Source organism: Mycobacterium talmoniae (genome assembly GCF_001854525.1).
Lineage (GTDB): Bacteria > Actinomycetota > Actinomycetes > Mycobacteriales > Mycobacteriaceae > Mycobacterium > Mycobacterium talmoniae.
Window position 1 is genome coordinate 1 of sequence record NZ_MLQM01000067.1, and the last position, 24628, is coordinate 24628.

Annotated in this window: 26 protein-coding genes and 2 pseudogenes; 8 read left to right on the top strand and 20 right to left on the bottom strand. The window is 68.3% G+C overall.

All coding sequences use genetic code 11. The features are described from left to right. Nucleotides 1-376, top strand: a 376-nt coding sequence (locus BKN37_RS13710) for an enolase C-terminal domain-like protein (RefSeq protein WP_341271934.1), incomplete at its 5' end; no start/stop codon positions are given. A gap of 4 nt (nucleotides 377-380) precedes the next feature. On the opposite strand, the gene BKN37_RS13715 is transcribed toward BKN37_RS13710, so the two are convergent. Beyond that, complete coding sequence (locus BKN37_RS13715; RefSeq protein WP_071026689.1) at nucleotides 381-1064, bottom strand: sensor domain-containing protein; 684 nt, start codon at nucleotides 1062-1064, stop codon at nucleotides 381-383. 129 nt (nucleotides 1065-1193) lie between these two features. Between BKN37_RS13715 and BKN37_RS13720 the strand changes: the two genes are divergently transcribed. Genes BKN37_RS13720 through BKN37_RS13730 form a run of 3 tightly spaced genes read left to right on the top strand, consistent with a single transcriptional unit; the run spans nucleotide 1194 to nucleotide 4185 of the window. Next, the gene (locus BKN37_RS13720) at nucleotides 1194-1982 is read left to right on the top strand and encodes an alpha/beta fold hydrolase (RefSeq protein WP_071026732.1); all 789 of its coding nucleotides are present in this window, start codon (nucleotides 1194-1196) and stop codon (nucleotides 1980-1982) included. 35 nt (nucleotides 1983-2017) lie between these two features. Then, entirely contained in the window at nucleotides 2018-3655 is a 1638-nt protein-coding gene (menD, locus tag BKN37_RS13725; RefSeq protein WP_071026734.1) for a 2-succinyl-5-enolpyruvyl-6-hydroxy-3-cyclohexene-1-carboxylic-acid synthase, read from the top strand. Then, nucleotides 3652-4185, top strand: a complete 534-nt coding sequence (locus BKN37_RS13730; protein ID WP_423212790.1) for a DUF3592 domain-containing protein — start codon at nucleotides 3652-3654, stop codon at nucleotides 4183-4185. The genes menD and BKN37_RS13730 overlap by 4 nt, the downstream gene beginning before the upstream one ends. Here the strand turns inward: BKN37_RS13730 and BKN37_RS13735 are convergent. After that, nucleotides 4143-4799, bottom strand: coding sequence for a thioredoxin domain-containing protein (locus BKN37_RS13735; RefSeq protein WP_071026691.1), 657 nt, complete (start codon nucleotides 4797-4799; stop codon nucleotides 4143-4145). The two genes, BKN37_RS13730 and BKN37_RS13735, sit on opposite strands and share 43 nt — an antisense overlap. Nucleotides 4800-4931: 132 nt before the next feature. Here BKN37_RS13735 and BKN37_RS13740 point away from each other — a divergent pair, with 132 nt between their 5' ends. Next, the gene (locus tag BKN37_RS13740; protein WP_071026693.1) at nucleotides 4932-6059 is read left to right on the top strand and encodes a glycosyltransferase family 4 protein; all 1128 of its coding nucleotides are present in this window, start codon (nucleotides 4932-4934) and stop codon (nucleotides 6057-6059) included. 230 nt (nucleotides 6060-6289) lie between these two features. Here BKN37_RS13740 and BKN37_RS13745 read toward each other — a convergent pair whose 3' ends face one another. The 7 genes from BKN37_RS13745 to BKN37_RS13775 all read right to left on the bottom strand — a co-directional run bounded on the left by BKN37_RS13745 (nucleotide 6290) and on the right by BKN37_RS13775 (nucleotide 13390). Then, nucleotides 6290-6733 carry a nitroreductase family deazaflavin-dependent oxidoreductase gene (locus tag BKN37_RS13745; protein WP_071026695.1) on the bottom strand — a complete coding sequence of 148 codons (444 nt, stop codon included), beginning with the start codon at nucleotides 6731-6733 and terminating at the stop codon, nucleotides 6290-6292. A gap of 4 nt (nucleotides 6734-6737) precedes the next feature. Beyond that, nucleotides 6738-7415, bottom strand: coding sequence for a class I SAM-dependent methyltransferase (locus tag BKN37_RS13750; RefSeq protein WP_071026697.1), 678 nt, complete (start codon nucleotides 7413-7415; stop codon nucleotides 6738-6740). Between the two features lie 67 nt (nucleotides 7416-7482). Further along, on the bottom strand, nucleotides 7483-9195 hold the full coding sequence (locus tag BKN37_RS13755) for an acyl-CoA dehydrogenase family protein (protein ID WP_071026699.1): 1713 nt from the start codon (nucleotides 9193-9195) through the stop codon (nucleotides 7483-7485). Between the two features lie 72 nt (nucleotides 9196-9267). After that, nucleotides 9268-11388 (bottom strand): MMPL family transporter, encoded by a 2121-nt coding sequence (locus BKN37_RS13760; RefSeq protein ID WP_165618332.1) that lies wholly within the window; start codon nucleotides 11386-11388, stop codon nucleotides 9268-9270. Nucleotides 11389-11486: 98 nt separating this feature from the next. Next, on the bottom strand, nucleotides 11487-12254 hold the full coding sequence (locus BKN37_RS13765; protein ID WP_071026703.1) for an oxygenase MpaB family protein: 768 nt from the start codon (nucleotides 12252-12254) through the stop codon (nucleotides 11487-11489). Between the two features lie 2 nt (nucleotides 12255-12256). After that, entirely contained in the window at nucleotides 12257-13168 is a 912-nt protein-coding gene (locus BKN37_RS13770) for an oxygenase MpaB family protein (RefSeq protein ID WP_083341774.1), read from the bottom strand. 30 nt (nucleotides 13169-13198) lie between these two features. Further along, a complete protein-coding gene (locus BKN37_RS13775) occupies nucleotides 13199-13390 on the bottom strand; it encodes a hypothetical protein (RefSeq protein ID WP_131823599.1) in 192 nt (63 codons plus the stop codon). Between the two features lie 410 nt (nucleotides 13391-13800). Between BKN37_RS13775 and BKN37_RS13780 the strand changes: the two genes are divergently transcribed. Continuing rightward, the gene (locus BKN37_RS13780; protein WP_071026738.1) at nucleotides 13801-14493 is read left to right on the top strand and encodes a demethylmenaquinone methyltransferase; all 693 of its coding nucleotides are present in this window, start codon (nucleotides 13801-13803) and stop codon (nucleotides 14491-14493) included. A gap of 114 nt (nucleotides 14494-14607) precedes the next feature. Here BKN37_RS13780 and BKN37_RS13785 read toward each other — a convergent pair whose 3' ends face one another. Beyond that, nucleotides 14608-15045, bottom strand: a complete 438-nt coding sequence (locus BKN37_RS13785; protein ID WP_131823600.1) for a hypothetical protein — start codon at nucleotides 15043-15045, stop codon at nucleotides 14608-14610. Between the two features lie 107 nt (nucleotides 15046-15152). Here BKN37_RS13785 and BKN37_RS13790 point away from each other — a divergent pair, with 107 nt between their 5' ends. Then, a complete protein-coding gene (locus BKN37_RS13790) occupies nucleotides 15153-15959 on the top strand; it encodes a helix-turn-helix domain-containing protein (protein ID WP_071026713.1) in 807 nt (268 codons plus the stop codon). 33 nt (nucleotides 15960-15992) lie between these two features. Further along, a pseudogene (locus tag BKN37_RS28335) lies at nucleotides 15993-16094 on the top strand (bifunctional demethylmenaquinone methyltransferase/2-methoxy-6-polyprenyl-1,4-benzoquinol methylase); the annotation flags it as partial. Nucleotides 16095-16190: 96 nt separating this feature from the next. On the opposite strand, the gene BKN37_RS13795 reads toward BKN37_RS28335, so the two are convergent. From BKN37_RS13795 to BKN37_RS29200, 10 genes and pseudogenes are all read right to left on the bottom strand, one after another. After that, on the bottom strand, nucleotides 16191-16466 hold the full coding sequence (locus BKN37_RS13795) for a hypothetical protein (protein ID WP_071026715.1): 276 nt from the start codon (nucleotides 16464-16466) through the stop codon (nucleotides 16191-16193). A gap of 132 nt (nucleotides 16467-16598) precedes the next feature. Then, nucleotides 16599-17399, bottom strand: a complete 801-nt coding sequence (locus tag BKN37_RS13800) for a mannan-binding protein (protein WP_341271935.1) — start codon at nucleotides 17397-17399, stop codon at nucleotides 16599-16601. Next, nucleotides 17396-17992, bottom strand: coding sequence for an Mce protein (locus tag BKN37_RS13805; protein ID WP_095407079.1), 597 nt, complete (start codon nucleotides 17990-17992; stop codon nucleotides 17396-17398). Before BKN37_RS13805 ends, BKN37_RS13800 begins: the two co-directional genes overlap by 4 nt. Nucleotides 17993-18010: 18 nt before the next feature. After that, the gene (locus tag BKN37_RS13810; RefSeq protein WP_071026717.1) at nucleotides 18011-18709 is read right to left on the bottom strand and encodes an Mce protein; all 699 of its coding nucleotides are present in this window, start codon (nucleotides 18707-18709) and stop codon (nucleotides 18011-18013) included. Between the two features lie 17 nt (nucleotides 18710-18726). After that, entirely contained in the window at nucleotides 18727-19998 is a 1272-nt protein-coding gene (locus tag BKN37_RS13815) for an MlaD family protein (protein WP_071026720.1), read from the bottom strand. Then, the gene (locus BKN37_RS13820; RefSeq protein ID WP_071026722.1) at nucleotides 19995-21110 is read right to left on the bottom strand and encodes an MlaD family protein; all 1116 of its coding nucleotides are present in this window, start codon (nucleotides 21108-21110) and stop codon (nucleotides 19995-19997) included. Before BKN37_RS13820 ends, BKN37_RS13815 begins: the two co-directional genes overlap by 4 nt. Next, a complete protein-coding gene (locus BKN37_RS13825) occupies nucleotides 21107-22249 on the bottom strand; it encodes an MCE family protein (RefSeq protein WP_071026724.1) in 1143 nt (380 codons plus the stop codon). Before BKN37_RS13825 ends, BKN37_RS13820 begins: the two co-directional genes overlap by 4 nt. Next, nucleotides 22246-23265: an MCE family protein gene (locus BKN37_RS13830; RefSeq protein ID WP_242657246.1), complete on the bottom strand. Its 1020-nt coding sequence runs from the start codon at nucleotides 23263-23265 to the stop codon at nucleotides 22246-22248. The genes BKN37_RS13825 and BKN37_RS13830 overlap by 4 nt, the downstream gene beginning before the upstream one ends. 5 nt (nucleotides 23266-23270) lie before the next feature. Continuing rightward, nucleotides 23271-24320 carry an MlaD family protein gene (locus BKN37_RS13835; protein ID WP_071026728.1) on the bottom strand — a complete coding sequence of 350 codons (1050 nt, stop codon included), beginning with the start codon at nucleotides 24318-24320 and terminating at the stop codon, nucleotides 23271-23273. Continuing rightward, nucleotides 24317-24628: pseudogene (locus BKN37_RS29200) on the bottom strand (MlaD family protein); the annotation flags it as partial. The pseudogene BKN37_RS29200 and the gene BKN37_RS13835, both read right to left, overlap by 4 nt.

The following is a 24628-nucleotide window of genomic DNA, read 5'->3' on the forward strand; positions in this document are numbered from 1 at the left end:
GGCCGTGGTCCGGGCCGGCGCCGCCGACATCGCGGTGCTCAAAGTCGCTCCGCTGGGCGGGATTTCGTCGCTGCTGGCGATCGCCGCCCAGATCGACATCCCGGTGGTGGTCTCCAGCGCGCTGGATTCCGCGGTCGGCATCGCCGCCGGGCTGCGCGCCGCCGCCGCCCTGCCCGCGCTGCGGCACGCCTGCGGGCTGGGCACCGGCGGGCTGTTCGCCGACGATGTCGCCGAGGTTGCATCCCCGGTCGACGGCCACCTGCCGGTCGCGCCGGTCACCCCGGACCCGCGGCGGCTGGCCGCGCTGGCCGCCGCCCCGGATCGCCGGCGGTGGTGGATCGACCGGGTCACCGCCTGCCACGCGCTGCTGAGCTAAGCCCTCACACGCTGGGCAGCCGGGCGTCGATCTGGTCGATGATCGCGGTGCCCTCGTCGTCGGCGTGCATCTTGCAGGCGATGACGTCGATGGCGACGTTATTGCTGACCCGCATCGCGCGCTGGCACCCCCAGCCGGGGGTGTTCTGCTGGGACTGGGTGACCGTCAGCGTCGAATCCTCGTTGGTGGTCTCGCCGAAGTCCCAGCGGGTGTCGGTGTTGTCGCTGTGGTGATGATTGGTGAACGTCTGGTCACCGCACGAGGTCCAGTCCTTGGCGGTCTTCTCGAAGAAGTCCTGCGCCTCGGTGTGCGACTTGAAGCCGACCAGCGCCTGGATGACGTAGTGGTCGGTGGGGGCGTCGGTGTCGTCGGCGAGCACCTGGCCGCGCAGCGACGTCCAGCCGGAATCGGCGTAGGCGCTGTCCTCCACCGGCATCCACGCGGCCGTGCAGGTGGTGTCGGGAAAGTCCTTCTCCTCGTGCAATTCGTCGAGGGTGGTTTTGACCGTCATCGCCGAGGCGCCCATGATGTCGCTGATCTCGCCGGTGTCCAGCAGCGCGTGGGTGAACGCCGATTTGGGCACCGGTTTGGGCCCGTCGGTGTCGGCGGGCACCGCCCGCCCGTCGACCATCGTCGAGCAGCCGGTCAACACCAGGCACACCCCGCACACCGCCGCCCAGTTCCGCATAGCCGCCCTTCCCGATACCGACATCGTCAGCCTAAGGCGGCGGTGCGGGTCAGATGACACTTATTGTTTTGCCGGAAGCGCGGGGCGGGGGTGCGGCGGCGCTTCGGCCGGTCGCGTACCTTCACACCCGTGATCAACCTGGCTTACGACGACCGTGGGACCGGGCAGCCGGTCCTGTTCATCGCCGGCCGCGGCGGTGCCGGACGCGGCTGGCACCTGCACCAGGTGCCGGCGTTCCTGGCCGCGCGCTACCGCGCCATCACCTTCGACAACCGCGGCATCGGCGCCACCGAGAACGCCGACGGCTTCACCACCGAGACCATGGTGGCCGACACCGCGGCGCTGATCGAATCCCTGGGCGTGGGCCCGGTCCGGGTGGTGGGGGTGTCGATGGGGGCGTTCATCGCCCAGGAACTGATGCTGGCCCGCCCCGAGCTGGTCAGCTCGGCGGTGCTGATGGCCACCCGCGGCCGCGAGGATAAGGCCCGCGACTTTTTCCGCGGCGCCGAGGCCAAGCTGGCCGCCTCCGGGGTCACGCTGCCGCCCGAATTCGACGCGAAAATCCGTCTGCTGGAAAGCTTTTCCCCCCGGACACTGAACGACGACGCGGCCGTCGCGGAGTGGATCGCGATGTTCACCATGTGGCCGATTAAGTCGACCCCGGGGCTGCGCTGCCAGCTGGACATCGCGCCGCAAACCAACCGGCTGGCCGCCTACCGGTCCATTCGGCAGCCGGCGCTGGTGATCGGCTTCGCCGACGACGTGGTGTTGCCGCCGCACCTGAGCCGCGAGGTCGCCGACGCGCTGCCCAACGGCCGCTACCTGCAGATTCCCGACACCGGGCACCTGGGTTTCCTGGAGCGGCCGGACGAGGTCAACGCCGCGGCGCTGCAGTTCTTCGCCGAGACCGTGGCCTGATTGGCGCGCGACCACCCGACTAGGCTGGACGGGTGGTGAATCCCTCGACGACACAGGCCCGCGTCGTCGTCGACGAGTTGATCCGCGGCGGCGTGCGCGACGTGGTGTTGTGCCCGGGCTCGCGCAACGCGCCGCTGGCGTTTGCGCTGGCCGACGCCGATGCGGCCGGGCGGATCCGGCTGCACGTGCGCATCGACGAGCGCACCGCCGGCTATTTGGCCGTCGGGTTGGCCAGCGCGGGCGGGGCGCCGGTGTGCGTGGCGATGACCTCGGGCACCGCGGTGGCCAACCTGGGCCCGGCGGTGGTGGAGGCCAACTACGCCCGGGTGCCGCTGATCGTGTTATCCGCCAACCGGCCCTACGAGCTGCTGGGCACCGGCGCCAACCAGACCATGGAGCAGCTGGGCTACTTCGGCACCCAGGTGCGCGCCACCATCAGCCTGGGCCTGGCCGAAGACGCGCCGGAACGGATGGACGCGCTGAACGCCACCTGGCGCTCGGCCACCTGCCGGGTGCTGGTGGCCGCCACCGGGGCGCGCACCGCCAACGCCGGCCCGGTGCACTTCGACATCCCGCTGCGCGAACCGCTGGTGCCCGACAGCGACGACCGGGGCGGCTGCCCGCCCGGCCGTCCCGACGGCAAACCGTGGACGCTGACCCCGCCGGTCAGCTTCGACCAGCCGCTGGACATCGACCTGGCCCCGGACACCGTCGTCATCGCCGGGCACGGCGCCGGGGTGCATCCCAACCTGGCGGCGTTGCCGACCGTCGCCGAACCCACCGCCCCGCGGCCGGCTAACCCGCTGCACCCGCTGGCGCTGCCGCTGCTGCATCCGCAGCAGGTGATCATGGCCGGCCGGCCCACCCTGCACCGCCCGGTCGCCGCGCTGCTGGCCGACCCGGCGGTGCCGGTGTACGCGTTGACCACCGGGCCGCGCTGGCCGGACGTGTCGGGCAACTCGCAGGCCACCGGCACCCGGGCGGTCACCACCGGTGCCCCGAACCCGGCCTGGCTGCAGCGCTGCGCCGAGCTCAACCGACACGCGGTGGCCGCGGTGCGCGGCCAGCTGGCCGCGCACCCGCCCACCACCGGCCTGCACGTCGCCGCCGCGGTGGCCGACGCGCTGCGGCCCGGCGATCAGCTGGTGCTGGGCGCGTCCAATCCGGTGCGGGACGCGGCGCTGGCCGGGCTGCACACCGAGGACGTGGTGGTGCGGTCCAACCGCGGGGTGGCCGGCATCGACGGCACGGTGTCCACCGCGATCGGCGCCGCGCTGGCCCACGAGCGGATGAGCGGCGCCGGGGTGCGCACCGTGGCGCTGATCGGCGACCTGACCTTCGTGCACGACAGCTCCGGGCTGCTGATCGGCCCCACCGAGCCCTGCCCGCAGCGGTTGACGATCGTGGTGGCCAACGACAACGGCGGCGGCATCTTCGAGCTGCTCGAGCAGGGCGACCCGCGGTTTCACGACGTGTCGTCGCGGATCTTCGGCACCCCGCACGACGTCGACGTCGGCGCCCTGTGCCGGGCCTATCACGTGGAGTACCGGCAGATCGAGGTCGACGAACTCGCCGACGCCCTGGCCGAGCCCGGCACCATGCGGGTGCTGGAGGTCAAGGCCGACCGGTCCTCGCTGCGGGCGCTGCACGCCGCGATCAAGGCCGCGCTGTGAAGCTCGACCGGCTCAAAGCGGTGTGGCATCTGCTGATTCACGGCCGCACCGACCCGACCCAGGCCACCGGCGCCCGCCGGGTGCTGCGCTGGATGCGGATCGGGGTGCTGATCGTCACCGGGCTGGTCACCCTGCAGTCGGTGCTGCTGGTGGCCGGCGCCTGGCGCAACGACCTCGCCATCCAACACAACATGGGGGTGGCGCAGGCCGAGGTGCTATCCGCCGGGCCGCGGCGCTCCACCATCGAGTTCGTCACCCCGGAGCGCATCACCTACCGTCCCGAGCTCGGCGTGCTGTACCCCTCCGAATTGGCCACCGGCATGCGGATTTACGTCGAATACGACAAGAACGATCCCGACCTGGTGCGGGTGCAGCACCGCACCGCCGCGCTGGCGATCATCCCGGCCGGCTCGATCATGGTGGTGGCGTGGCTGATTGCCGCCGGGCTGCTGGTCGGGTTGGCGTTACTGGATCGGCGGCTCGGCGATCAGGGCGACACGACCAGTTTGTCCAGCCAGCCCGCGTCCTGAGTGTCGATGACCCGGTGCGCGTTGAGGTCGTACACCGTGGGGGTGCCCGGGTTGTCCGGGTTGGCGGCGGTGAGCCGGTCCCGATTGGCGGTGTTCATCGCGGCGGTGTCGACCATCGGCACGGCCGCCGCGATGCGCGCGATCGCCAGCGGGGCCACGCCGTTTTGGGCCGCCATCGTGGCGAGCTCGGTGACGGTGGGCCCGGTGCCGTGCGGGTCTTGGCGCCGATACAGCTCGGCCACGAATCCCTGATACGCCGTCGCCGGCGTCGCTGGGTCGGCCGCCGCCAGCAGCGCGGTTGCGGCCCGCGCGGAGGCGGCGTTGTCGTGTTTGGCGTCGAGGAAGGTCAGCCACCGATACGTCACCGCCAGCTGGCCGCTGGCCAGGTGGCGGGTCAGGTCGGCGTCGGAGGCCGCCTCGAACTGGGCGCAGTGCGGGCACTGCGGTTCGCAGAAGATCTCCAGCTGGACCGGGGCGTCGGGGGCGCCGACCAGCACGCCGTCGCCGTCGCCGGTCACCGTGGTGCCCGGCGCGACGTCGGCGCGCGCCGGCCCGACCCCGGCGACCAGCCAGCACGCCGCCAGCACCGCGGCGCCGACCCGCCAGTACCGCATATGCCCTCCTTTTACGCCGAGCAGACGCAAAAGCCCCCATTTCAGCGCCCAACAGGGTGCTTTTGCGTCTGCTCGCGAGCTGTATGCCTGCTGGTAACCCTATCGACAGCCGGTGCTGGCAGCATCGGGGCCATGCGGGTGGCGATTGTCGCGGAGAGTTTCCTGCCCCACGTCAACGGCGTCTCCAACTCGGTGCTGCGGATCCTGGAGCATCTGCGCCGCACCGGCCACGAAGCCCTGGTCATCGCGCCCGACACCCCGCCCGGCCAGCCGCCGGCCGACCGGATCCACGACGGGATCCGGGTGCACCGCGCGCCGGCTCGGCTGTTCCCGAAGGTGACGTCGCTGCCGCTGGGCATCCCGCTGCCCCGGATGCTGCGGGTGCTGCGCGGATTCCAGCCCGACGTGGTGCATCTGGCGTCCCCGGCGCTGCTCGGCTATGGCGGGGTGCTGGCCGCCCGCCGGCTGCAGGTGCCCACGGTGGCGGTATTCCAAACCGACATCGCCGGTTTCGCGTCCAGCTACGGGGTCGGGGGGCTGTCCCGGGCGGCGTGGGCGTGGACCCGCCACCTGCACTCCCGCGCCGACCGCACCCTGGCGCCGTCCACCGCGGCGATGGAATCCCTTGCCGCCCACGAGATTCCGCGGGTACACCACTGGCCCCGCGGGGTGGACGTCACCGCGTTCGCGCCGTCGGCGCGCGATGAGGCGCTGCGGGCGCAGTGGTCGCCGCACGGCAAGCCGATCGTCGGGTTCGTCGGCCGGTTGGCGCCGGAAAAACACGTCGAACGGTTGGCGGTGCTGGCCCGCGATGACGCGGTGCGGCTCGTCGTGGTCGGGGACGGCGTCGACCGCGCCAAACTGGAATCGGTGTTGCCCACCGCGGTGTTCACCGGTGCCCGCTACGGCGCCGAGCTGGCGGCGGCGTACGCGAGCATGGACGTCTTCGTGCATCCCGGCGAGCACGAGACGTTTTGTCAGGCCGTGCAGGAAGCGCTGGCGTCGGGGCTGCCGGTGATCGCCCCCGACGCCGGCGGCCCCCGCGACCTGGTCACCCCGTACCGCACCGGCCTGCTGCTGGGCGTCGACGAGTTCGAGGCCCGGCTGCCCGCCGCGGTGGCGCATCTGCTCGACAGCCGGGCCCGGTATGCGCGGGCCGCCCGGCGCAGCGTGCTGGGCCGCAGCTGGTCGGCGATCTGCGACCAGCTGCTGGACCACTACCACGCGGTGCGCGGCACCGAGCGGGCCGCGGCGGCGTAGGCGCTGCTGAAATCGACGTCTATACGGCGCGAACCGGCGATTCTCGGGGCTATAGGTCAATCTGGACGTCGATTTCAGCAGCCAGGTGGATGCGATGCCGCGGGTGGCCGACTTGGCGGCGCCGTCGCGGTGAGCATTGCAGTGGTGAGCAGTCCCCCGTGCGGGAGGTGCCCCCAGCAAAAGCCCCCTAAAACCAATGGTTTTAGGGGGCTTTGCGTCTGCTCGGCCCGCTAGCCGGCCGGGTCGAAGCGGAACACCGCGATCTGCCCGGCCAGCGCCTCGACCTCCTCGGGGGTGCCGTCTTGCACCAGGCCGGCCCGTTTGAGGAAGCCCGCTCCGACCGGCACCTGCACCGGGAAGGCCCGCAGCACCGGGCGGGCCTCCTCGGGCGTCAGCTCGACGATCCGCACCGGCCGGGTCTTGCGGCCGTGCCGCAGCGTCCCCGATCCGGCCGCCCGCGCGTTGCGGGCCCAGTCGGCGTTGGGGAACCCCGCCACCGTGTACAACTGCCCGTCCAGGGTGAACGGGGTCATCGGGGTGCTGCGCGGCTGCCCGGTTTTGCGGCCCGGCACCGTCAGGATCATCGGTGGCCCGGTCGGGATGCCCAGCTTTTGCATCGCGATCATCATCTTGTTGACCGGCTTGAGCCAGCGCGGCGGCTTCACGGTGGCCATGGTGTCAGCCCCGGTGCGCGGACAGCAGCCAGCCGGCCACCGAGGCCCGGCCGTCGGGTTCGGTGCGGACCTCGGCGCCCATCTGCGCGCCGATCTGCGCGAACCCGGCGTTGGCGTACAGCCGGGCGGGTTGGATGTCATCGACCACCCAGTACTTGGCCACCACGTCGCGCACTTCGTCGGCGGTCACCGCGTACGGCGGGCCCTGCGGGATGGCCGCCTTGTCGAAGACCAGCACGAAATACGAGGCGCCCGGCGCGGCGGCACGCACGATCGACCGCTGGTAGCCCTCGCGGGCTTCCACCGGGATGGAGTGAAACAGCGTGCTGTCCACGATGGTGCCGAACCGGCCGTCATAGCCGGTGAACGCGCTGATGTCGGCGACCTCGAAGGTGGCGTTGGTCAGGCCGCGCTCGGCCGCCGCACGGCGGGCCAGGTCGATGGCGGTGGGGGACAGGTCCAGGCCCACGGTGGTGTACCCGCGCTCGGCCAGGTGCAGCGAGATGGCGGCTTCACCGCAGCCGACGTCGAGCACGTCGCCGTGGAACTTGCCGGCCTCGATCAGCGCCGCCAGCTCAGGCTGGGGTTCGCCCAGGCTCCACGGCGGCTTGGTGCCCAGGCCGAGTTGGGCGGATTCACCGCGGTAGGCGGTGTCGAACTCGAATTCCGATGTGTCAGTCATCACCCAGGTGTATCAACCTGCCTGATATATGTCAAGAGGCCTGATACATACGGCCGGCGCCGAGCGGCTACGGGTTCATCTGATACTCGCCGGCATGCGAACAGACCTCGCCGTACACCCGGGTGGAGCGCTCCGCGTCGATCACCGGCTTGCGGATCACCGACAGCGCCCAATCCTGTTGCGCCTGCGTCGACGATGCCTTCGAATGCAGGTCGAGGGCGAATGCGGAGAAGTCGCGGACGAGCACCTCGAAGATCGAATCGACAATGTCGCTGGACGTGCCCTCGATCTTGGCCTGCTCCACAATGAGCTGGCCATAGGGAATGAGGGTGAACAGATCGCCGACGGCCAGCAGGTAGTCGAGGTCGGTCAGTTGCTGTTGGGTGGGCGGCGCCTGGGTGGCGAGCCGGCCGAGTGCCTCGGCTTGCTCGACGAAGGCGGCGACGTTGGGCAGCTGCGCGAATGGTTGGTAGGCGGGCCGCCAGTCGGCGAACCGCACCTTGGACAGCCCCTGCGCCGCCGGCTGGTTGAACAGGGCGTCGTCGCTGGCGGTGTCGCGGCGGACCGGGACCGGCGGCAGCTGGCCGGGGTTGAGCAGGTAGCTCGGCATGAACTTCAGCGTGAGCGCCATATTCACGTGGGCGGTGCCCTCCAGCCGTGGCATGGACGCGATGATCGACCGGGCGCCGTCGAAGTAGCTGTCGCGTTCGAAGCCGCGGGCGGAGATGACGTCGAGCAGCTCGGTCACCACCCGTTCGGCTTCCCGGCTGACCTTCATCTTCGCGATCGAGTTGAACATGACGAAACGGCGGTCTTCGGGTGTGCCGCTGCGCATGTAGTCGATCGCCCGGTGGTGGTAGAGCCGTCCCGCGGTCAACCGGAGGTAGCTGTCGGTGAGGATCCGGCGGACCTGCCCGAACTCGGTGACCGGGTGCCCGAACAGGATCTTGCTGCTGGCTTGGTTGATGGTCTCGTAGAAGCAGTGTTGGGCAATGCCGGCCGCCACCATGCCGATGTTGAACTTGCCGCAGTTGACCGCGGCCAGGGCGACATCGAAGCACCGCGGGCCGGTGTGCAGCACATCCTCGGCGGCGACCGGATAGTCCTCGAGGTCAAAGGCGCTGACAAAGTTCTGCCCGTGGATGATGTTCTTGCGTAGTCGGTAGTTCGGGTGCTGGCTGTCGACGATGAACCAGACGTACGCGTCCGGGCCGTCGAGGTCGGTGCGCCGGGCCAACGTGGGGATGATCCGCGAGACGTTGCCGTTGCCGATGTAGTACTTGCCGCCGGTCGCGGTGAAGCCGCCATTGCCGTCCGGGGTGAGCAGCATGTCGGTGGCGTAGATATCGGCGCCGTGGTCGCGCTCGGAGAGGCCGAACCCGATGATGCCGCCACGATCCAGCTCGGCGGCGGCCCGCTTGTGCGCCAGCGCGTTCTCGCTGGAGTAGATGATCACCAGCCCGAGCGTGGACACCCCCCACGCGTACCAGTACGCCGACCCGTAGAAGCCGGTGATCTCGTTGAACTTCGCGATCCGCGCGGTGTCCCAACGCTTATCGGGATCGCCGTCGGCATGGGCGGTTGGCGTCGCGAGGTAGGCGAGCACCCGGGAATCGGCCAGAAACTGCATCCAGTCGTCGTACCAGCGATCGGAATAGCCGTCGGCGACGAGTTTCTCCTTGCCTTTGGTCTCGAAGAATTCGACCGTCGCGGCGAGGAGCTCGCGGGTCTTCGGGTCAAACTCGTCGAAGGTGTCGGTCTTCGGATTGAACAGGGGCATCGGGAGATTTACCTTTCGCGTACGCGTAATTCGGGGGTCAGGTGGGGCATAACTCGAGTCGTAACGTGAGGGTCAGTGGCGCACCCGGACTTTCGCCAGTGCAGGACGGAACCATCGGGGCGCCCACCAGTTCCAGGTGCCCGCCACACGCATGAATGCGGGCACCAGCAGCGTCCTGATCACCGTGGCGTCGATGAGGACGGCCATCATCATCCCGAGGCCGAGCATTCGCAACACCAAGATGCTGCTGACCGCGACTCCGGCGAACACCACCGCCATCAGCACCGCCGCCGCCGTCACCACCGGACCCGAGCGGGCGAGCCCGAGGGCGACGGCGCGGTCGTTGTCGGCGCGGGTGCGCCCGGAGTGTTCCCATTCCTCGGCGAACCGAGATAGCAGGAAGACCTCGTAGTCCATGGACAGGCCGAAGGCGAAGCAGAACAACAACACCGGCACGTAGGCGACGGTGTAGCCCGCGCCGCTGGTTCCCAGCCCGCCGAGATGGCCGTCTTGGAAGATCCAGACCAATGCCCCGAAGGTCGTGGTGAGCGACAGTGTGTTCATCACCAACGCTTTGAGCGGAAGCACCACACTGCCGGTGAGCAGGAGCAGGAGCACAAACGTGGTCAGGGCGATCCAGGCCAGCGTCTTCGGAAATGCCGTCACGATGCCTTTCGCGGTGTCCCGGTTCTGTTGTGCCAGGCCGCTAAACAGCGTGGGCGCGGGGGCGGGGAGGGCGCGCAGCTCGGTGAGCAGTCGCTGACCGGCGGTGGAGTAGGGGTCCACATGGGTGGAGACCTGGAGGCGCATGGTGTCGCCCGAGGTGAAGTGTGGATCGCCGGGCCCGCGCGCATGCCCGTGGGCATAGCTCCCGGTCGGGGCGACCACCAGATCGACATCCGCCACCGCCGACAGTTGTTTGGCATAGTTGCCGACTGTCCACTGATCGGCGGTCCCGACGTGCCGGAGCACGATCGGCACGGTCCCGGTGGGGTTGTCGGCGAAGTGCTGTCGAATCATGTCACCCACCTGCCGCGACTGCACCGATGTGGGCAGCACCCGGTCGTCGGGGAGTCCGAGTCGCACACCGAGGAACGGAACTCCCAGCACCAGCAGAACGGCCAGGACGGACAGGCCGACCAGCGCCGGGTGTCGCTGCACCACCACCGCCACCCGGTACAGCGGCCGCGATTCTGGTGCGGCGGCCTCCCGTAACGGTTTGCGGTTGATCCGCTCGCCGAAGACCGCCAGCAGCGCGGGCACACAGATCAGGGTCAGCAGGATCGACAGCACCACCACCGCGATCCCCGCATAGCCGAGCGAACGGAGAAACACCATCGGGAAGAACGTCATTCCGACCATCGAGATCGCGACCGTCAGGCCGGAGAACAGCACCGCCCTGCCCCCGGTGCGCATGGCGACCGCGATGGCCGTTGACTGGTCGGTTCCTTGGGCGATCTCCTCGCGGTAGCGCGCGATGATCAGCAGCGAGTAGTCGATCGCCAACGCCAGTCCGAGCATGGTCGCGATGTTGAGCGCGAACACCGACAAATCCATGACCAGACTGAGGACGAACAACACCGCCGTCGTCGCGGCGATCGCTAAGCCGCCGACCAGAACCGGGATCATCGCGGCGAGCGCGCTGCGCAGGAACCACACCAGCAGTAGGAACGTCACCGCCATGGCGATCGGCTCGACCAGCGCTACATCGCGTGGTGCGCGCGTGTTGATCTCGCTGAGCAGCATCGCTTGGCCGCCCGCGGTGACGGTTACCCCGTCGGTCGTACCGACATAGCGTGCGGACAGATCGGCGGCAATCTTCTGCGCCTGGTTGTCGTCGCCGATCACGTTGGCCACGATCAAACCGACCCGGCCATCGCGGTCGCTCAACCGCGCCCGCAGCTGCGGGTCGTTCCATGCCGATACGACTGTGCGCACCCGGCTATCCGAGCGCAGCCCCTCGACGATCGGCATCGCACGGCGCTCAGCCGGTACCCCGCCGACACCGTCGGGCGATTCGACCGCAAGGATCAACTGCATCCCCGACACGCCAAAATCGCTGGCCAGAATCGCGTTAGCGCGTGATGATTCGGCGTCCGGGTTGATCGCGCCCCCCAACGACAGCCGATCCACCAGCTGCGTGGCGCTAAGACCGCAGAGCACGAACACGACGGCCGCGACCGCGAGCGTCACCTTCGGAGCGCGGGTCGCAAGCGCGGATAGTTGATCGATCACGCGATCCTTCCCATATGTCCGCCTCGCCGGGTCCACGCCGGGCGTGCCGGTAGCACCTAACTCGCCGCGCTTAACGCGGTGCGCGCCCGGGCATTCCAGATGTGCCGCGGTGCCAGTTGGGAGGTGCGGGCCAGCTGGACGAACCGCCACAGTGCGCGGCGGTCCGCCGCGCTGGCCGCCACCCCGGTGAGTTCTTGGGCCCGCGGATGCTGCAGCGCGCGAATGGCGCGGTGCGGCACCGTTTTCTGCCACCAGCTCGACGGGTGGAAGATCTCCTCGCGGAACGGCTCGAAGTGCGGCCCGGCCCGCAACTCCGCGCGGGTGAAGTCCTCGAAGTACTCGACGAACTCCGGGTAGCTGCCCGGCATCGGCCGGGTGGAGATGCCGTAGCGCCGATACCAGCTGCAGCATTCGGCGTAGAGCTGGTCGTGTTCGTCGGGGTCGAGCTTCTTGATGAACGTATTCACCAGCACGAAAAGGCATTCCACGTAGGTGGCGTGCTGGAAGTGGAAGATGTCGGGGGTCAGCGCATGGTATTTGTCGCCGTAGCCGTCGCGGCCCTTGACGTGTTCGTGGGAGAACCGCATCTGGGGCGCCATGTCGATGCTGCTGTAGGCGATGGTGACGGCCTGGGTCACCGTGCGCTTCTTGTGCTGCCAGATGCGGTCGCGCATCAGCGCGTGCTGGCTGATGCCCGCGGCGATGCTCGGGTGCAGCAACTGCAGACACACCGCGCGGGGCAGGGTGAACAGATAGCGCCGATCCCCCAGGTAGCGCCACAGCATACTGTCGGGGCCGAGATCGGCCCCGTTGCGCACCGTCATCCCTAGACCAGCGCCTTGTGCCGGCGGATCCGTCGGCGCACGTCGGCCATCAACACGGTGTAGTTGTAGGTGCGCAGGAACCGCGGTAGGAACCGATTGACGAACGACACGAACAGGAACAGGTTCTCGAACTGGCGCTGTTCGGTCTCGCTCCAGCTGACGCCCAACATCTCCCGAAACACCGGGGCGAGAAATCCGATGGTCAAGAACCGCAACAACGGCGCCAGCAGGATGCGCAGGAACGGGTTGATCATCTTCAGGTTGATCAGCTTGAAGGCGTATTCGCGGATCGGTTCGTCGATGCGCAGATGCGCGCATTGGGTGTTCCAGTAGACGTCGAAGTCGGCGCGGGTGGCCGGCCAGTCGTCGTCGGTGACCTGCAAGGTGGTGCCGATCGGCCGGGCGTGCTGATAGAAGTTCTCCGCTTGCTCCTCGGTCATCTTGCCGTGCAGCAGCTGATAGGTGTCCTCGTAGAAGATGAACAGGCAGGCCGACACCCACAGCTGCAGGTTGCGGTCGAAGGCGTTGTATTTCACCGGGCTTGCGTCGGTGGAGCGGACCTGACGGTGGACGACGTTGACCGCCTCGCGGTAGGCGGCGCGCTCTTCCTCGGTGCCCAGCACCGCGACCGCGAGATACTGCGCCGTGGTGCGCAACCGCTTCCACGGGTGTTCCATCAGGGCGCCGGATTCCACCCGGCTTTCCACCACGCCGTAGCCGACCCCCGGGTGCGCCATCTGCATGACGACGTTGGCGGCGGACGCCGCTGCCGTCCAGAAATCCAGCGCGTCGGTGGGGTCGACGAGTTCTTCGGTGTTCCAGCGGCGGGTGTAGGCGCCGATCTGGATACGGGTCTGCGCGGTGGTCAACATGGGCGGCGCCTCGACGTCCGGGGCGCAGTGAGGAGTCGACATGCAGCGTTCCTTTCGGCTCGGTGTGGACGGCTATTGCCCGGCGGGGACGGTCCCGAGCAGCGCCGGCAGTTGGGCCAGCAGCCAGATGACGCCGGCCGCGCCGATCAGCGCACCGCAGACCGCCACGGTCACTAGCCCGGCCCGTAGGAAACGGGCCTCGGGGGTGGCCAGGTATCTGATCACCCGGACCACCAGGTCGATGATCCGCACCAGCGCCATCACGGGCGCACCTCCGGGTGTTGGCGGGGCGGGCCCGCGGGCGTCTTCGACCTGCGTGTCAACGTGTCCCTCCGAAGCTGACGACCTGACCGGCCCTCGGCCGGATATGTGCAGCATGTCACATTCGGCGACGCCCGCGCAAGCATAAGTTAATCGCAATTCTGACCGAGTATCGCCCGATCCGACGCGTGATAACCCTAGGTGACCAGCGCGTTACCGTGACTTCGGGAGGTGTCGATTTGACTACCGGTTCGGGTGGTGCACTGTCGCCGGCGCCGACGCGCGCGGGAGACGCTGTGCGATAGGCCGACCGCGTCGCACCGCCTCGCGGAGTCGCGATTAACTTCCGGGGCGCACGGGTGCCGCTCACGTCGCCGCCGGGCTTCTCGGCGCGGGCGGGTAGCGTCGGCCGGGTGAGCCGCGCCGCCCTGGACAAAGACCCCCGCGAGGTCGCGTCGATGTTCGACGGCGTGGCCCGCCGTTACGACGTGACCAACACGGTGCTGTCGCTGGGCCAGGACCGCTCCTGGCGCCGGGCCACCCGGTCGGCGCTGCGGATCGGTCCGGGCGAAAAGGTGCTGGACCTGGCGGCGGGCACCGCGGTGTCGACGGTGGAGCTGGCCCGCTCGGGGGCCTGGTGTGTGGCCACCGACTTCTCGGTGGGGATGCTCGCGGCCGGCCGGGCCCGGCAGGTGCCCAAGGTCGCCGGCGACGCCACCCGGCTGCCGTTCGGCGATGCCGTGTTCGACGCGGTCACCATCAGCTTCGGGCTGCGCAACGTCGTCGACCACGAGGCGGCGCTGGCCGAGATGGCGCGAGTGACCCGGCCCGGCGGGCGGCTGGTGGTGTGCGAGTTCTCCACCCCGACCAACCCGCTGTTCGCCACCGCCTACAAGGAGTATCTGATGCAGGCGCTGCCGCGGGTGGCCCGCGCGGTGTCCAGCAACCCGGAGGCCTACGTGTATCTGGCGGAGTCGATTCGGGCCTGGCCCGACCAGGCGGCGCTGGCCCAGCAGATCGGGCGCTGCGGGTGGACGGCGGTGCGGTGGCGCAACCTCACCGGCGGCATTGTGGCGCTGCACGCCGCCCACAAGCCGCTGCCGTAGCTAGTTTGCGCGCCGACTGTGCGGATTCATACGCTTTTCGGCCCGCCTGGCGTATAGAACCGCACAGTCGCGAACGCTCTAGTACGCCCCGACAGCACGTGCTGCACCGCGGCATCAACCAGATTCAGAAAGACTCCTGGGACGGTCGACCATTCGCGGAAATAGAGGTGCTCCCCGCAGGGGGCGGTAGTCAGCGGCTGCCAAGGCTGCTGCAGCCGCTGATATCAACGCCAGGATGAGCGCCGGCTGGCGGCTGGCGTGGGCAGGGATGTCGTAAAACAGCAGCCAGGCCAGCGTTATCGTGGTGATTACACCAAGAGCATCAGTCGCGCCGATGATCGAAACATCCGGTCTGTTTAGGCCGATTTGTCCGCCGGTGATCGCGGTGGTCAACGCACACACGGCGACGAGCACGCAGAGCGGAAAAGTGAGCTTCCACAACCCCCACGCGATGCGATCGGCGTCCTGAACCTGGGCCCACGGCAGGAATAATGCGACGACCATCGCGGCACCTGCTGCGCCGCAGACCAGCCGTCGGAGCAATGTAGTCATTTCGTCCTCCTAACGGTCTTACCGGTGATCGTTCCGGTCAAAGGTCGTGCTGTCGATTACCTCGAGGTAATGGAGCCGCGAACCCGTTGCGGCTACAGTCGGTGCGAATGGCGACCACTAGCTCCGCTCCTGAGATCGGGCCGCTGCTGCGGGAGTGGCGGCAACGGCGTCGGCTGACCCAGTTAGAGCTTGCGCTCGATGCGGGCGTATCGGCGCGTCATCTGAGTTTCGTCGAGACCGGCCGCTCCAAGCCCGGGCGAGACATGCTGATGCGGGTTGGAGAGCGGCTCGAAATCCCGTTCCGCGAACGCAACCGGCTGCTGCTCGCCGCTGGGCACGCTCCAGCATTCCCCGAGCACCCGTTCGGTGCACCCGAACTCGCTCCGATCCGCGAAGCGCTGGAGCGGATTTTGAAAAGTCATGAGCCGTATCCGGCGGTGGTCTTCGACCGTCACTGGAACCTGGTCGCCGCAAACGCGGCCATACAACCGTTCGTCGCGGCCCTCGATCCTGTCCTGCTAACTCCGCCGGTCAACGTCTTGCGCGTCGGCCTGGAATTGGTTCCGCAGATCATCAACGCCCGCGACGTCATGGCCTACTTTCGTGATCGCATTCAGCGCCAGCTCGCCGCCACCGCCGACAAGCAGCTCGCGCAGCTCCTGGAGGAGTTTGAGAACTACGTACCCCGCGACGACCGCGGTGCGGCGAGCGAATCCGACTTCGCGCAGAGTCTCGGTCCGGTCAGAGTCCGGGCACCTGACGGCGGCGAGTGGTCGTTCTTCGGCATGTTCGGGACCTTCGACATGCCGTTCGAAGTCACGATCTCCGAATTGGCGATCGAGTTGCTCTTTCCCGCCGATCGCACTACTGCCGATGCGTTCGAATCGCTTGCTCGAGAACGCGAAGAGAGCTAGACGGACCCCGCTCGCGCCTGTTGCGCCAAAGCGCTGGTCCAGCAGATCGGGCGCTGCGGGTGGACCGCGGTGCGGTGGCGCAACCTCACCGGCGGCATCGTGACGCTGCACGCCGCCCACAAGCCGCTGCCGTAGCTAGTTTGCGCGCCGACTGTGCGGATTCATACGCTTTTCGGCCGCCTGGCGTATGAAACCGCGCAATCGCGAACGCGCTGCTCGCACCAGCCGAACTCAGGCGTCGCGCCACCGGTTGCGGATATTGCGCCGCACGTATTCCAAATAACCGAGTAACCCGAGCGCCGCGAGCCGGCGGCTGCGCGGCCGGGTGAACCCCAGCCCCAGCAGCGTCTCGACGCCGCCGTTGAGGTACACATGCCGCCGGGTGGCCCGCGGATGGGTGAACGTGGTGATCCGCTCAAACACTCGTGGCTTGATGAAGTGGGCGAGCCCGACACCGGCAAGGCTCAGCCCAGACAGCTGGGCCAGCCGGGAGTTCTTGGTTGACATCTGGTACCGCTCCTTTTCTCGTTGTTCGGTCTGCGCAAGTTCAGGTCTCCCCCGCGAACAGACGCAAAAGCCCCTAAATCGTCGTTGATAGGGGGGCTTTTGCGTCTGCTCGCCGCCCCGGCGCGGACACCGCTAGGTGCCGCCGTATTCCGGGCGCAGTGACCCGGCCAGCGCGGCCAGCGGCACACGGGCGGTGACGGTCCCGCCGTCCATCGACCACGCCAACCGGTCGGGGGGACTGGGGTTTTCCCGCAGTATCGGGGCGTCGGGCATGTACAACACCAGCTGGTCGGGGGTGAGCCCGAACGCGCGGTAGTCGCCGGTGTAGCCGGGGCCGTTGGGGCCGGGGGAGAACTCCTCGACGGTGAAGGGGTAGGTGCCCGGCGCGTGCGGGGGAGCGGCGGCGTCCAGCGCCGCCGGCAGCACCGGTGCGGCCGCCGCCGGGATCACTGCCTTGGGATCGACACCCGGCTTGAACAGATCGGCCAGCATCAACCGCTGGCCCTTGGCACCGTCGAAAACGAAGGTCCGGTAGGCGTTGTTGGGTTGCATCCCAAACGGTTCGAGGTCCTCGTGCACCACCAGGGTCTGCACCGCCCCGGGGCCGGGATAGGCGTCGTAGTAGGCCGACGCGCTGCTGTCCCGGATCGCCTCGGAGCCCGATTTGCGCCAGCCGTTCATCAGCCGGTGATAAAAGTCGCGCACCACCGGCCCGGCGGTCGGGTCGTCCAGCAGCGGGGGCAGGTCGAAGGAGATGAGCCGCTCCGCCTTGCGGGGGGAGACCACCACCGTCGTGCAGTGGCCGCCGTCCCAGGCCGCGCCCAGTTCCCCGCAGAACTGCTCGGCGGAGGCGGCGGCCACCGGCGCGGTCACCACCAGCGCGGCCGCGGTGGCCAGCATCGTCAGCAACGCAGCGGGTTTCACGGCGGTCACCCCTGCTGCTCGGCCGGGACCACGTTGCTGACCAGCCACCGGTCGTTGATCTTCTGCATGGTCATCGTCATGCTCGTCACGTCCGGCGGCGGATCGGCCGGCTGACCGTCGGGCCGCTCGGGCAGGGCGGCGCTGGTGAACGTCTGTTTGACGAACAGCAGCACGGTGACCTGCTGCGGGGTCGCGGATTTGACCGCGGAGTCGACGACCTTGCCGCGAGTGGTCACCTTGTTGGCAAGCAGCATCCCGCGCAGTTCTGCACTGTGTTTGGTGTACCGGTCGTGAAACTCGCCGGTGGAGTTGTCGATGATCTCGGTGATCTGGTGATCGATGGTGGCGGGGTCCGCGGTGGTCAGCGTCACCGCGTAGCGGCGCGCCGCATCGAGGGCGTCCCGGGCGGCGACGTCGCTGCGGTGCTGCTGCAACAGCAGCCAGCCCTCGACGAGCGCCCCGGCGAGTATGGCGGCGGCCGCCACGACCGCCGCCCAGCGGCGGACCCGTTGCCCCCAACCGCGCCACCGGGCCCGCCGGCCGGACATGGGCGCGTCGTCGACATCGTCGGTCACGTCGACGTCGTCACTGATTGCGGTCATGGAAGTCTCCTGAATATCTCAGACCAGCTCGACTTGGCTTGCCAGCCAACGGCCATCCACCAATTCCATGGTCATCTGGATCCGGTTGCGGTCGATGCGGGGTTCGGAGCGCACGGAGTTGGTGATCGATTGGTCGACGAACAGCAGGACCTCCACCTTGGCCTTGGTCGCCGACTTCACCGCCGCGTCGACCACCACACCCTTACCGGCGGCGTTGTTGTCGATCAGGGTCTGACGCAATTGCGCCGAACCCAGGCTGTAGGCCTCCTTGAACTCGCCGGTGGCGCCGTCGATGGCCTGGGTGTAGTTGTCGTCGATGCTCTTCGAGTCCAGGGTGGTCAGCACCAGCGCGTAGCTTTTGGCCGCCGCGAGAGCGGCCTCACCGGCAGCCGCGGTGGCGTGCACCTCATACAGGCGCCACCCCAGAAACCCCGAGAACCCCAGGGACGCCACGACAATGGCGGCGATCAGCGCGGGAACCGCCCGGCGCCGCCACCGCCCGGCGAGGGCGGGACCGGCCTCGCCGGGCGCTGCGCCTGCCGCGCCATCGTCGGGCGCGTCCTCGGCTGCGGGCGGCGCGTCCTCGGGTGCGGCCTCCGCGTTGTCGGCGTCCTCGGGTGCGGCCTCAACGGCGTCGTCGGTGGCCCGCGCTTCGATGTCGGCGGCCACTTGTTCGGCGAGCCGGTCGAATACGTCGCTGAAGCGCGGCTTGGGCATTGCTCCTTGGCCTTCCGTTAGTTGGGGATCCACGCCGGCAGCGGTGGTCCGCCGTAGGTGGTGGGCAGCGAATACGGCGGGTACACCGGTGGCGGTTCGAGGGTCTCCAGCGGGTCATAGCCCGGCGGGGGCCCGGCGGTGTCGTCGCCGGGGGGACGCGGCGCGTTGCGGGCACCGCGCACCAGTAGCGACGGGTCGGGGTTGTTGCAGTAGGTGTGGCGATACGGCGCCGGGAAGTCCGCGGCCGACGGCGGCTGGCGCGGCAGGTCGTAGTCGCAGCGGTATCTCGGGTACAGGTCACCGAGCACCCAGATGCCGCCGTCATGCACCACGCTGGAGATGTGGTCGACCAGCGACTCGTGATCGGGGCGCCACAGGTCCCGGAGCGCCGGCACCCGCAGGTACATGATCTGCGCGACCGTGGTCAGGTTGCCGAGCAGCGCGTAGACATTCTCCCGGTTGTCGGCGATGAAGCCGTCCACCCGGCCCAGCTCGGCCTCACCCTGATCGACCAGGGTCCGAAAACCGCCGTCCATCTTGTTCACCCCGGCCAGCACCTTCTGCAGATCCGCGGACGTGCCGCCCAAACCCGCGGAGGTGTCGTTCAGCGTGGTGAACGTGACCTGGGTGTTGCGCAGCATGCTGACGGTCTGCGGCAACACCCCGTCGAGGGTCGACGCCAGCAACACCGTTCCGTCCAGCAGCGACGACAGCTTCTGCGGTCCTTGCGGACTGACCCGCAATTCCCCGAAGACCGCGGTCAGCTTCTCGGCGTCGATCTGGGCCAGCGCGCCCTTGCTGTCGTCGATGATCTGCGGCAACGACACCGGGACGGTGGTCTGATCCCGGCCGATGACCGAGCCGTTGGTCAGATACGGCCCGGTGTCGTGTTCGGGCCGAAAGTCGAGGTACTGCTCCCCGGCCACCGACAGGCCCGACACCCGCACCTGGGTATCCCGCGGGATCGGGGTATCGGCGCGGATGGCCGCCACCGCCTCGGTGCCGTGCTCGGTGAGCCGCACTGCGGTGACGTGCCCGATCGGGATGCCGCGCAGGGTCACATCCTGGTTCCCCAGCAGCCCACCGGATTCCGGTAACACCACCCGCACCGAGATCATCTTCTGGGCGGGGTTGATCCCGACACCCCACAGGGTGACGTAGGTCGCCGCGATCGCGGTGGTGAGCAGCAAACCGATGCCCGACACCAGGATCCGGCGGCGGTAGCCGCCCTTGACGATCCAGATCAGGAATGCGCAACCGAGGTTGAGCAGGTCCAAGAAGGGTCTCATTGGCGTGCTCCGTAGATCTGGTAGAGCAGCATGTTCCACTCGTAGCGCAGCGCGCCGATCATCAGGTGCCAGTCGGTGCCGTCGGTCCAGTGCATGCCGGGATCGCCGGGATAGTTCTTGTCGGGCCACGGCGCCAACGTGATCTTGGTGACCTCGCCCTCGAGGTGCATCGCGGTGCCGTTGAAGGTTTTCATCATGATGCCCAGGAACCGGTTGAACGGGGTCAGCGACAGCTCGGGGTCGACGGTGATCTCGTTGAACACCCGGGCCAGTTTGTTGAGATCGACGCTGAGGCTTCGGGTATCGGTGCCCGCGATGGAGGGGAACCGGGCCAGCTGGTTGGTGATGCGGGCGCCGGTGTCGATCAGCTCCGTCAGGTCGTTGGTGTTGTCGGCGATCACGTTCAACGCCGGCGCCAGGTCGGTCAGCGACTCGTCGATGGTGGCCTGCCGCGCGGTCATGGTCTGCGCCAATGCCGCCGAATGCTGCAGCGCCGCCTCCAGTTGTTCGGACCGCGCGCTCATCCGCGACAGCAGTGTCCCGGACTGGTTGATCAGCAACGCGAGCTTTTCGCCGCGGCCGCCCACGGCCTTACCGGCACCGTTGAGCATCGAGACCAGATACCGGACGGTGCCGCCGTTGACCAGCATCGCCATCGAGGCGATCAGCTCCTCGATGGTCGGGGCGTTCGCGGTGGCGCCCAGCGGCAAGGTGTCGCCGTTGCGGAGCAGGGCTGCATCCTTCGGCCGGTTCGGGTCGGGTTTGATCTGCAGGAAGATGTCGCCCAGCGGGGTGGCGGCGCGCAGCTCGGCGGTGCTCCCGGCGTACAGCGGCACGTCGTCGCGGACCTTGAACGTCACCAGCGCCTTGAAGTCTTGGGCCTCGATGGATTGGACTTCGCCGATCTGCGCCCCGTACAGCCGGACCTTGGCCTTGATCGGCAGGTTCAGCGCGTCGGAGAACACCGCGGACAGCGTGTAGAAGCTGCCGCCGCCGCCCGGCGCGGGCAGCGCCACGCTCTCCAGGTTCAACCCGCAGCCGGCCAGCATGGCCGCCGTGGCGGTGGCCAGCACGCCACGCAGGCCGCGGCGCAGGGTTGTCCGGCGTGTCACGGTTGGTCGATCCCGTCTTGCATCACGTTGAGCAGGGCGCTCAACCCGAAGTCGGGGCCGTAGTCCGCGATTGTTCCGGTGGCGCAGGCGAGCTGCTTGAGCCCCATCAGGTTGCAGATTTCCTTTCCGAACTGGCTGTGGAAGATCGTCTTGGAGACCAGCAGGTGGGCGCGCAGGCTGCCGGCGCCGGCGTCGATGATGTTGTAGAAGTTGTCGACGAACAGCGGTCCCACGTCGAGGATCTCGGTCAGGTCACGCTGATTGTCGGTCAACACATCGGCGACGGTCCGGACGTTGGTGAACGACTCCTTCAGCCCCTCTTGGTTGTTCTCCAGCAGCCGGGACGCCTCGGCGAGCAGCGCGTTGATCTTCGCTCCGGTGTTGCCCGCGCCCAGATCCTCCTCGGCGAGGATGTCGGACAGGGTGTGCACGTAGGAGCCGAATTCCCGCAGCGCGGCGTCGTTGTCGGTGGTCGCCTGGGCCAGGTTGGCCACGTTGTCGATGATGGCCTGGATGCTCTTTTTGCTATGGGCGCCCTTGTCGGACCCGACCCGCAACGCCTGAGACAGCTTGTCCAGGGTCACCTTGATCTCGGGACCGTTGCCCAGCGTGATCCCCGAGCCGAGCTTCACGAAATCGCCGAGCGGGCCCTGGGTCGGGTCGTCCTCATCGGCGTGCAGGGCGCTGCCCAGCTTGTCCATCATCGCCAGGGTCCGTTCGAACTCCACCGGGGTGCGGGTCCGGTTGAGGGTCAACACGTCCCCGCTTTTCAGCTTGGGTCCGCCGTGATAGGGCGGGGTGAGCTCCACATGGCGGTCGGTCAGCACCGAGGTGGACACCGTGACGGCCTCGGCGTCGGCGGGAATGGGGATGTCGGCATCGATGGACAGCTTCACCTCGACGTAGCCGCCCTTGGGCGTGATGCTGGTGACCTTGCCGACCTCCATGCCCAGCACCGAAACCCCGTTGCCGGTGTACAGCCCGACGGCGTCCTGGAATTGGGCGGTGACCTTGATCTTGTGCAGCGAGACGTGCGGGATGCGCTCGATGAGCCGCGGACCCACCGTGACCAGCGCGACGAGCCCGACCATGCCGACCACCAGCAGGGTCCACACCGCCTTTTTGATGTGCTGTTTCATTCGCAGTCCTTGAAGTACTCGACAAGGTTGAACTGCTTGGCGCGCCCGCTGATCGCGCACATCCACGAGTCGACGAAGATCCCGGCGGGCAGGAACACATCGGCGGCGTTGCCGCTGCCGGTGGCGTTGGCGAAGTTGCGCAGCGCCACCGGGGTCGACTGCAAAAAGCTGCGCAGCAGCGCGTCGTGGTCGGCCGTCATCTTCATGAAGTCACGGAAATCGACGATCATCTGGTTGACGGCGGGTTCGTCGTTGAGGATCGTGCGGGCGCGGGCGACGATGGTGGTGGCGCTGTCGAACAGCCGCTGCACCGAGGCGCGCCGGGTGGCGATCTCGCGCAGCACATCGCGGCCCTGCAAGACCAGCACCCCCAGGTCGGCGCGCTGGTTGCGCAACATGGTGGTGAAGGTGTCGGTGGTGTTGAGCAGGGCGCCGAGTTGTTCCCGCCGGTCGGCGAGGATGGTGGCCATCGATTGCAGGTTGGCCAGGGCCGCCGGCAGCGCTTCTTCGACGCCGCCGAGGTTGGCGTTGAGCAGCTTGATCGAATCGACGAAGCGGTCGGCGTTCACCGGGCCCAGGGTGCGGGTGGCCCCGGCCAGGGTGTGCTGCAGGTCGTAGGGGACTTGGGTGTTGGTCAGCGGGATCGTCTTGTGCTCCAGGCTGCCGGCGCCGGCCGGGGTCAATTCCAGGTAGCGCGATCCCAAGATCGTGGTCAGTTTGATCGCCGCGCGGGTGTCGGCACCCAGCGGCAGCTTGCGGCCGACGTTGAAGCCCACCGTGACGTGATCGCCGGCGAGTTTCACGAATTCCACTTCGCCGACCTTGACCCCGGCGACGGTCACCGCGTCGCCGCCGTGGATCTGCGCGGCCTGGGCGAATTCGCCGCGGTAGCGGGTTTTACCGACGCCGAGGCTGGAATACACGACGATGCCCACCAGCACCGCACCGAGGACGACCAGCGACAGCACGCCCAGCCACGGCCGGTTGTAGGACTCCAGGGAACGCTTTTTCGTCACGATGCTCACCTACACGCCTGGGTGTGCCAGACCTCGTTGCCGTTGCCGGGGGTGGCGGCGGCGACGAAGGCACGGAACCAATAGAACAAGCCGCGCCACAGCGAGATGTCCACATCGCAGGCGTAGACGTCGGCGTAGCTGCCACCCTGGCTGACGCGGGCCAAACCCTGCAACACGAACGGCAGGTTCGCGGCCATGTAGGCGAACCGATCGTGTCCGTCGTGCATGCCGTAGTTCAACAGGCCGGGTTGACGGTTGACGAAGTCGGTCAGGTCCGGGGCGACGTTATCGACGATGGTCGCCAGCCGGCCCATGGTGGCGTTGACCGAGCCCACCGAGGTCACCAGGTCGTCGCGACGGCTGTTCAGCGTCGCCACCGCCTGCCGGGATTGATGGATCATTTTTTGCATGTTGTCGGTCTGCTGGGCGAGATCGGTCATCAGCTGGTTCATGTTGGTGATCAGCACGCCGAGGGTCTCGTCGGGTCCGGCGAATGTCTGGGCCAGCGCCGACGCCTGCGTGATGACCGTCAGCATCGAGGTGGTGTTGCCCTGCAGGGCGAGAACGGTTGCGTTGGACAGGTTGTCGACCTGCTCGGGATCCAGTTCGGCGAACAGCGGCTCGAACCCGTTGAGCATGTAGGAGATGTCCAGCGACGGGTTGGTGCGCTCCACCGGGATCTGGTCGTGGTTCTTCATCAGGGTGTGGCTGTCGCCGGGGCCCTGCGCCAGCGCGAGATAGCGCTGCCCGATGATGTTCTGATAGGTCACCGACGCGAGCGTGTTGGTGTACAGCGGCTGGCGGCGTTGCACCCGGAACGTCACTTTGGCTTGGGTGCCGACCAATTCGATCTTGTCGACGCGGCCGACCCGCACCCCGGCCACCCGGACATCGTCACCGGACGCCATCCCGGACGCGTCGGTGAAGATCGCCGAGTAGGTGTTGGTCGGCCCGGCGACGTCGCGGCGCAGCGTGTTGTACACCATCCAGGTCACGCTGAGCGCGAACGCGGTGAACACGGCCATGCCGACCACCGATTTGCGGCGTACCTTCATCGCCCACCCTCCTCGGCGACCGGTGTGATGTGGACCGTCGTGCCGCGCGCCAGCGGCCCCAGCAGCAGCACGCTGCTGGGATCGGCGTTGCCGACGATGCGGGCGATTTGGGACTTTTCCTGATCGCTGCCGACCAGTCCGACGTTGCCGCCGACGATCGCCGACTGCGGCTGCACCTCGGCGGGCAGCGGGCCCGGCAGCGGCCCGGGTGCGGACACCGGCCCGGGCAGCGGCCCGGGTCCGGGCGCGGGTCCCGGGCCGGGCGCCGACACCGGTCCAGGACCGGGATCCGGCGGTGGCGGGGCGTC

Excerpts from the sequence above, each read along its gene's own strand:
- BKN37_RS13765 (WP_071026703.1), bottom strand. The coding sequence starts at position 12,254 with ATGACGGTGCGCAACGGGGCCGATCTCGGCCCCGACAGTATGCTGTGG.
- BKN37_RS13795 (WP_071026715.1), bottom strand. The coding sequence starts at position 16,466 with ATGTCAACCAAGAACTCCCGGCTGGCCCAGCTGTCTGGGCTGAGCCTT.
- BKN37_RS13825 (WP_071026724.1), bottom strand. The coding sequence starts at position 22,249 with ATGAAACAGCACATCAAAAAGGCGGTGTGGACCCTGCTGGTGGTCGGC.
- BKN37_RS13715 (WP_071026689.1), bottom strand. The coding sequence starts at position 1,064 with ATGCGGAACTGGGCGGCGGTGTGCGGGGTGTGCCTGGTGTTGACCGGC.
- BKN37_RS13745 (WP_071026695.1), bottom strand. The coding sequence starts at position 6,733 with ATGGCCACCGTGAAGCCGCCGCGCTGGCTCAAGCCGGTCAACAAGATG.
- BKN37_RS13755 (WP_071026699.1), bottom strand. The coding sequence starts at position 9,195 with ATGCCCCTGTTCAATCCGAAGACCGACACCTTCGACGAGTTTGACCCG.
- BKN37_RS13785 (WP_131823600.1), bottom strand. The coding sequence starts at position 15,045 with ATGACTACATTGCTCCGACGGCTGGTCTGCGGCGCAGCAGGTGCCGCG.
- BKN37_RS13770 (WP_083341774.1), bottom strand. The coding sequence starts at position 13,168 with ATGTCGACTCCTCACTGCGCCCCGGACGTCGAGGCGCCGCCCATGTTG.
- BKN37_RS13815 (WP_071026720.1), bottom strand. The coding sequence starts at position 19,998 with ATGAGACCCTTCTTGGACCTGCTCAACCTCGGTTGCGCATTCCTGATC.
- BKN37_RS13750 (WP_071026697.1), bottom strand. The coding sequence starts at position 7,415 with ATGACTGACACATCGGAATTCGAGTTCGACACCGCCTACCGCGGTGAA.
- BKN37_RS13735 (WP_071026691.1), bottom strand. The coding sequence starts at position 4,799 with ATGCGGTACTGGCGGGTCGGCGCCGCGGTGCTGGCGGCGTGCTGGCTG.
- BKN37_RS13805 (WP_095407079.1), bottom strand. The coding sequence starts at position 17,992 with ATGACCGCAATCAGTGACGACGTCGACGTGACCGACGATGTCGACGAC.
- BKN37_RS13740 (WP_071026693.1), top strand. The coding sequence starts at position 4,932 with ATGCGGGTGGCGATTGTCGCGGAGAGTTTCCTGCCCCACGTCAACGGC.
- BKN37_RS13835 (WP_071026728.1), bottom strand. The coding sequence starts at position 24,320 with ATGAAGGTACGCCGCAAATCGGTGGTCGGCATGGCCGTGTTCACCGCG.
- BKN37_RS13790 (WP_071026713.1), top strand. The coding sequence starts at position 15,153 with ATGGCGACCACTAGCTCCGCTCCTGAGATCGGGCCGCTGCTGCGGGAG.
- BKN37_RS13810 (WP_071026717.1), bottom strand. The coding sequence starts at position 18,709 with ATGCCCAAGCCGCGCTTCAGCGACGTATTCGACCGGCTCGCCGAACAA.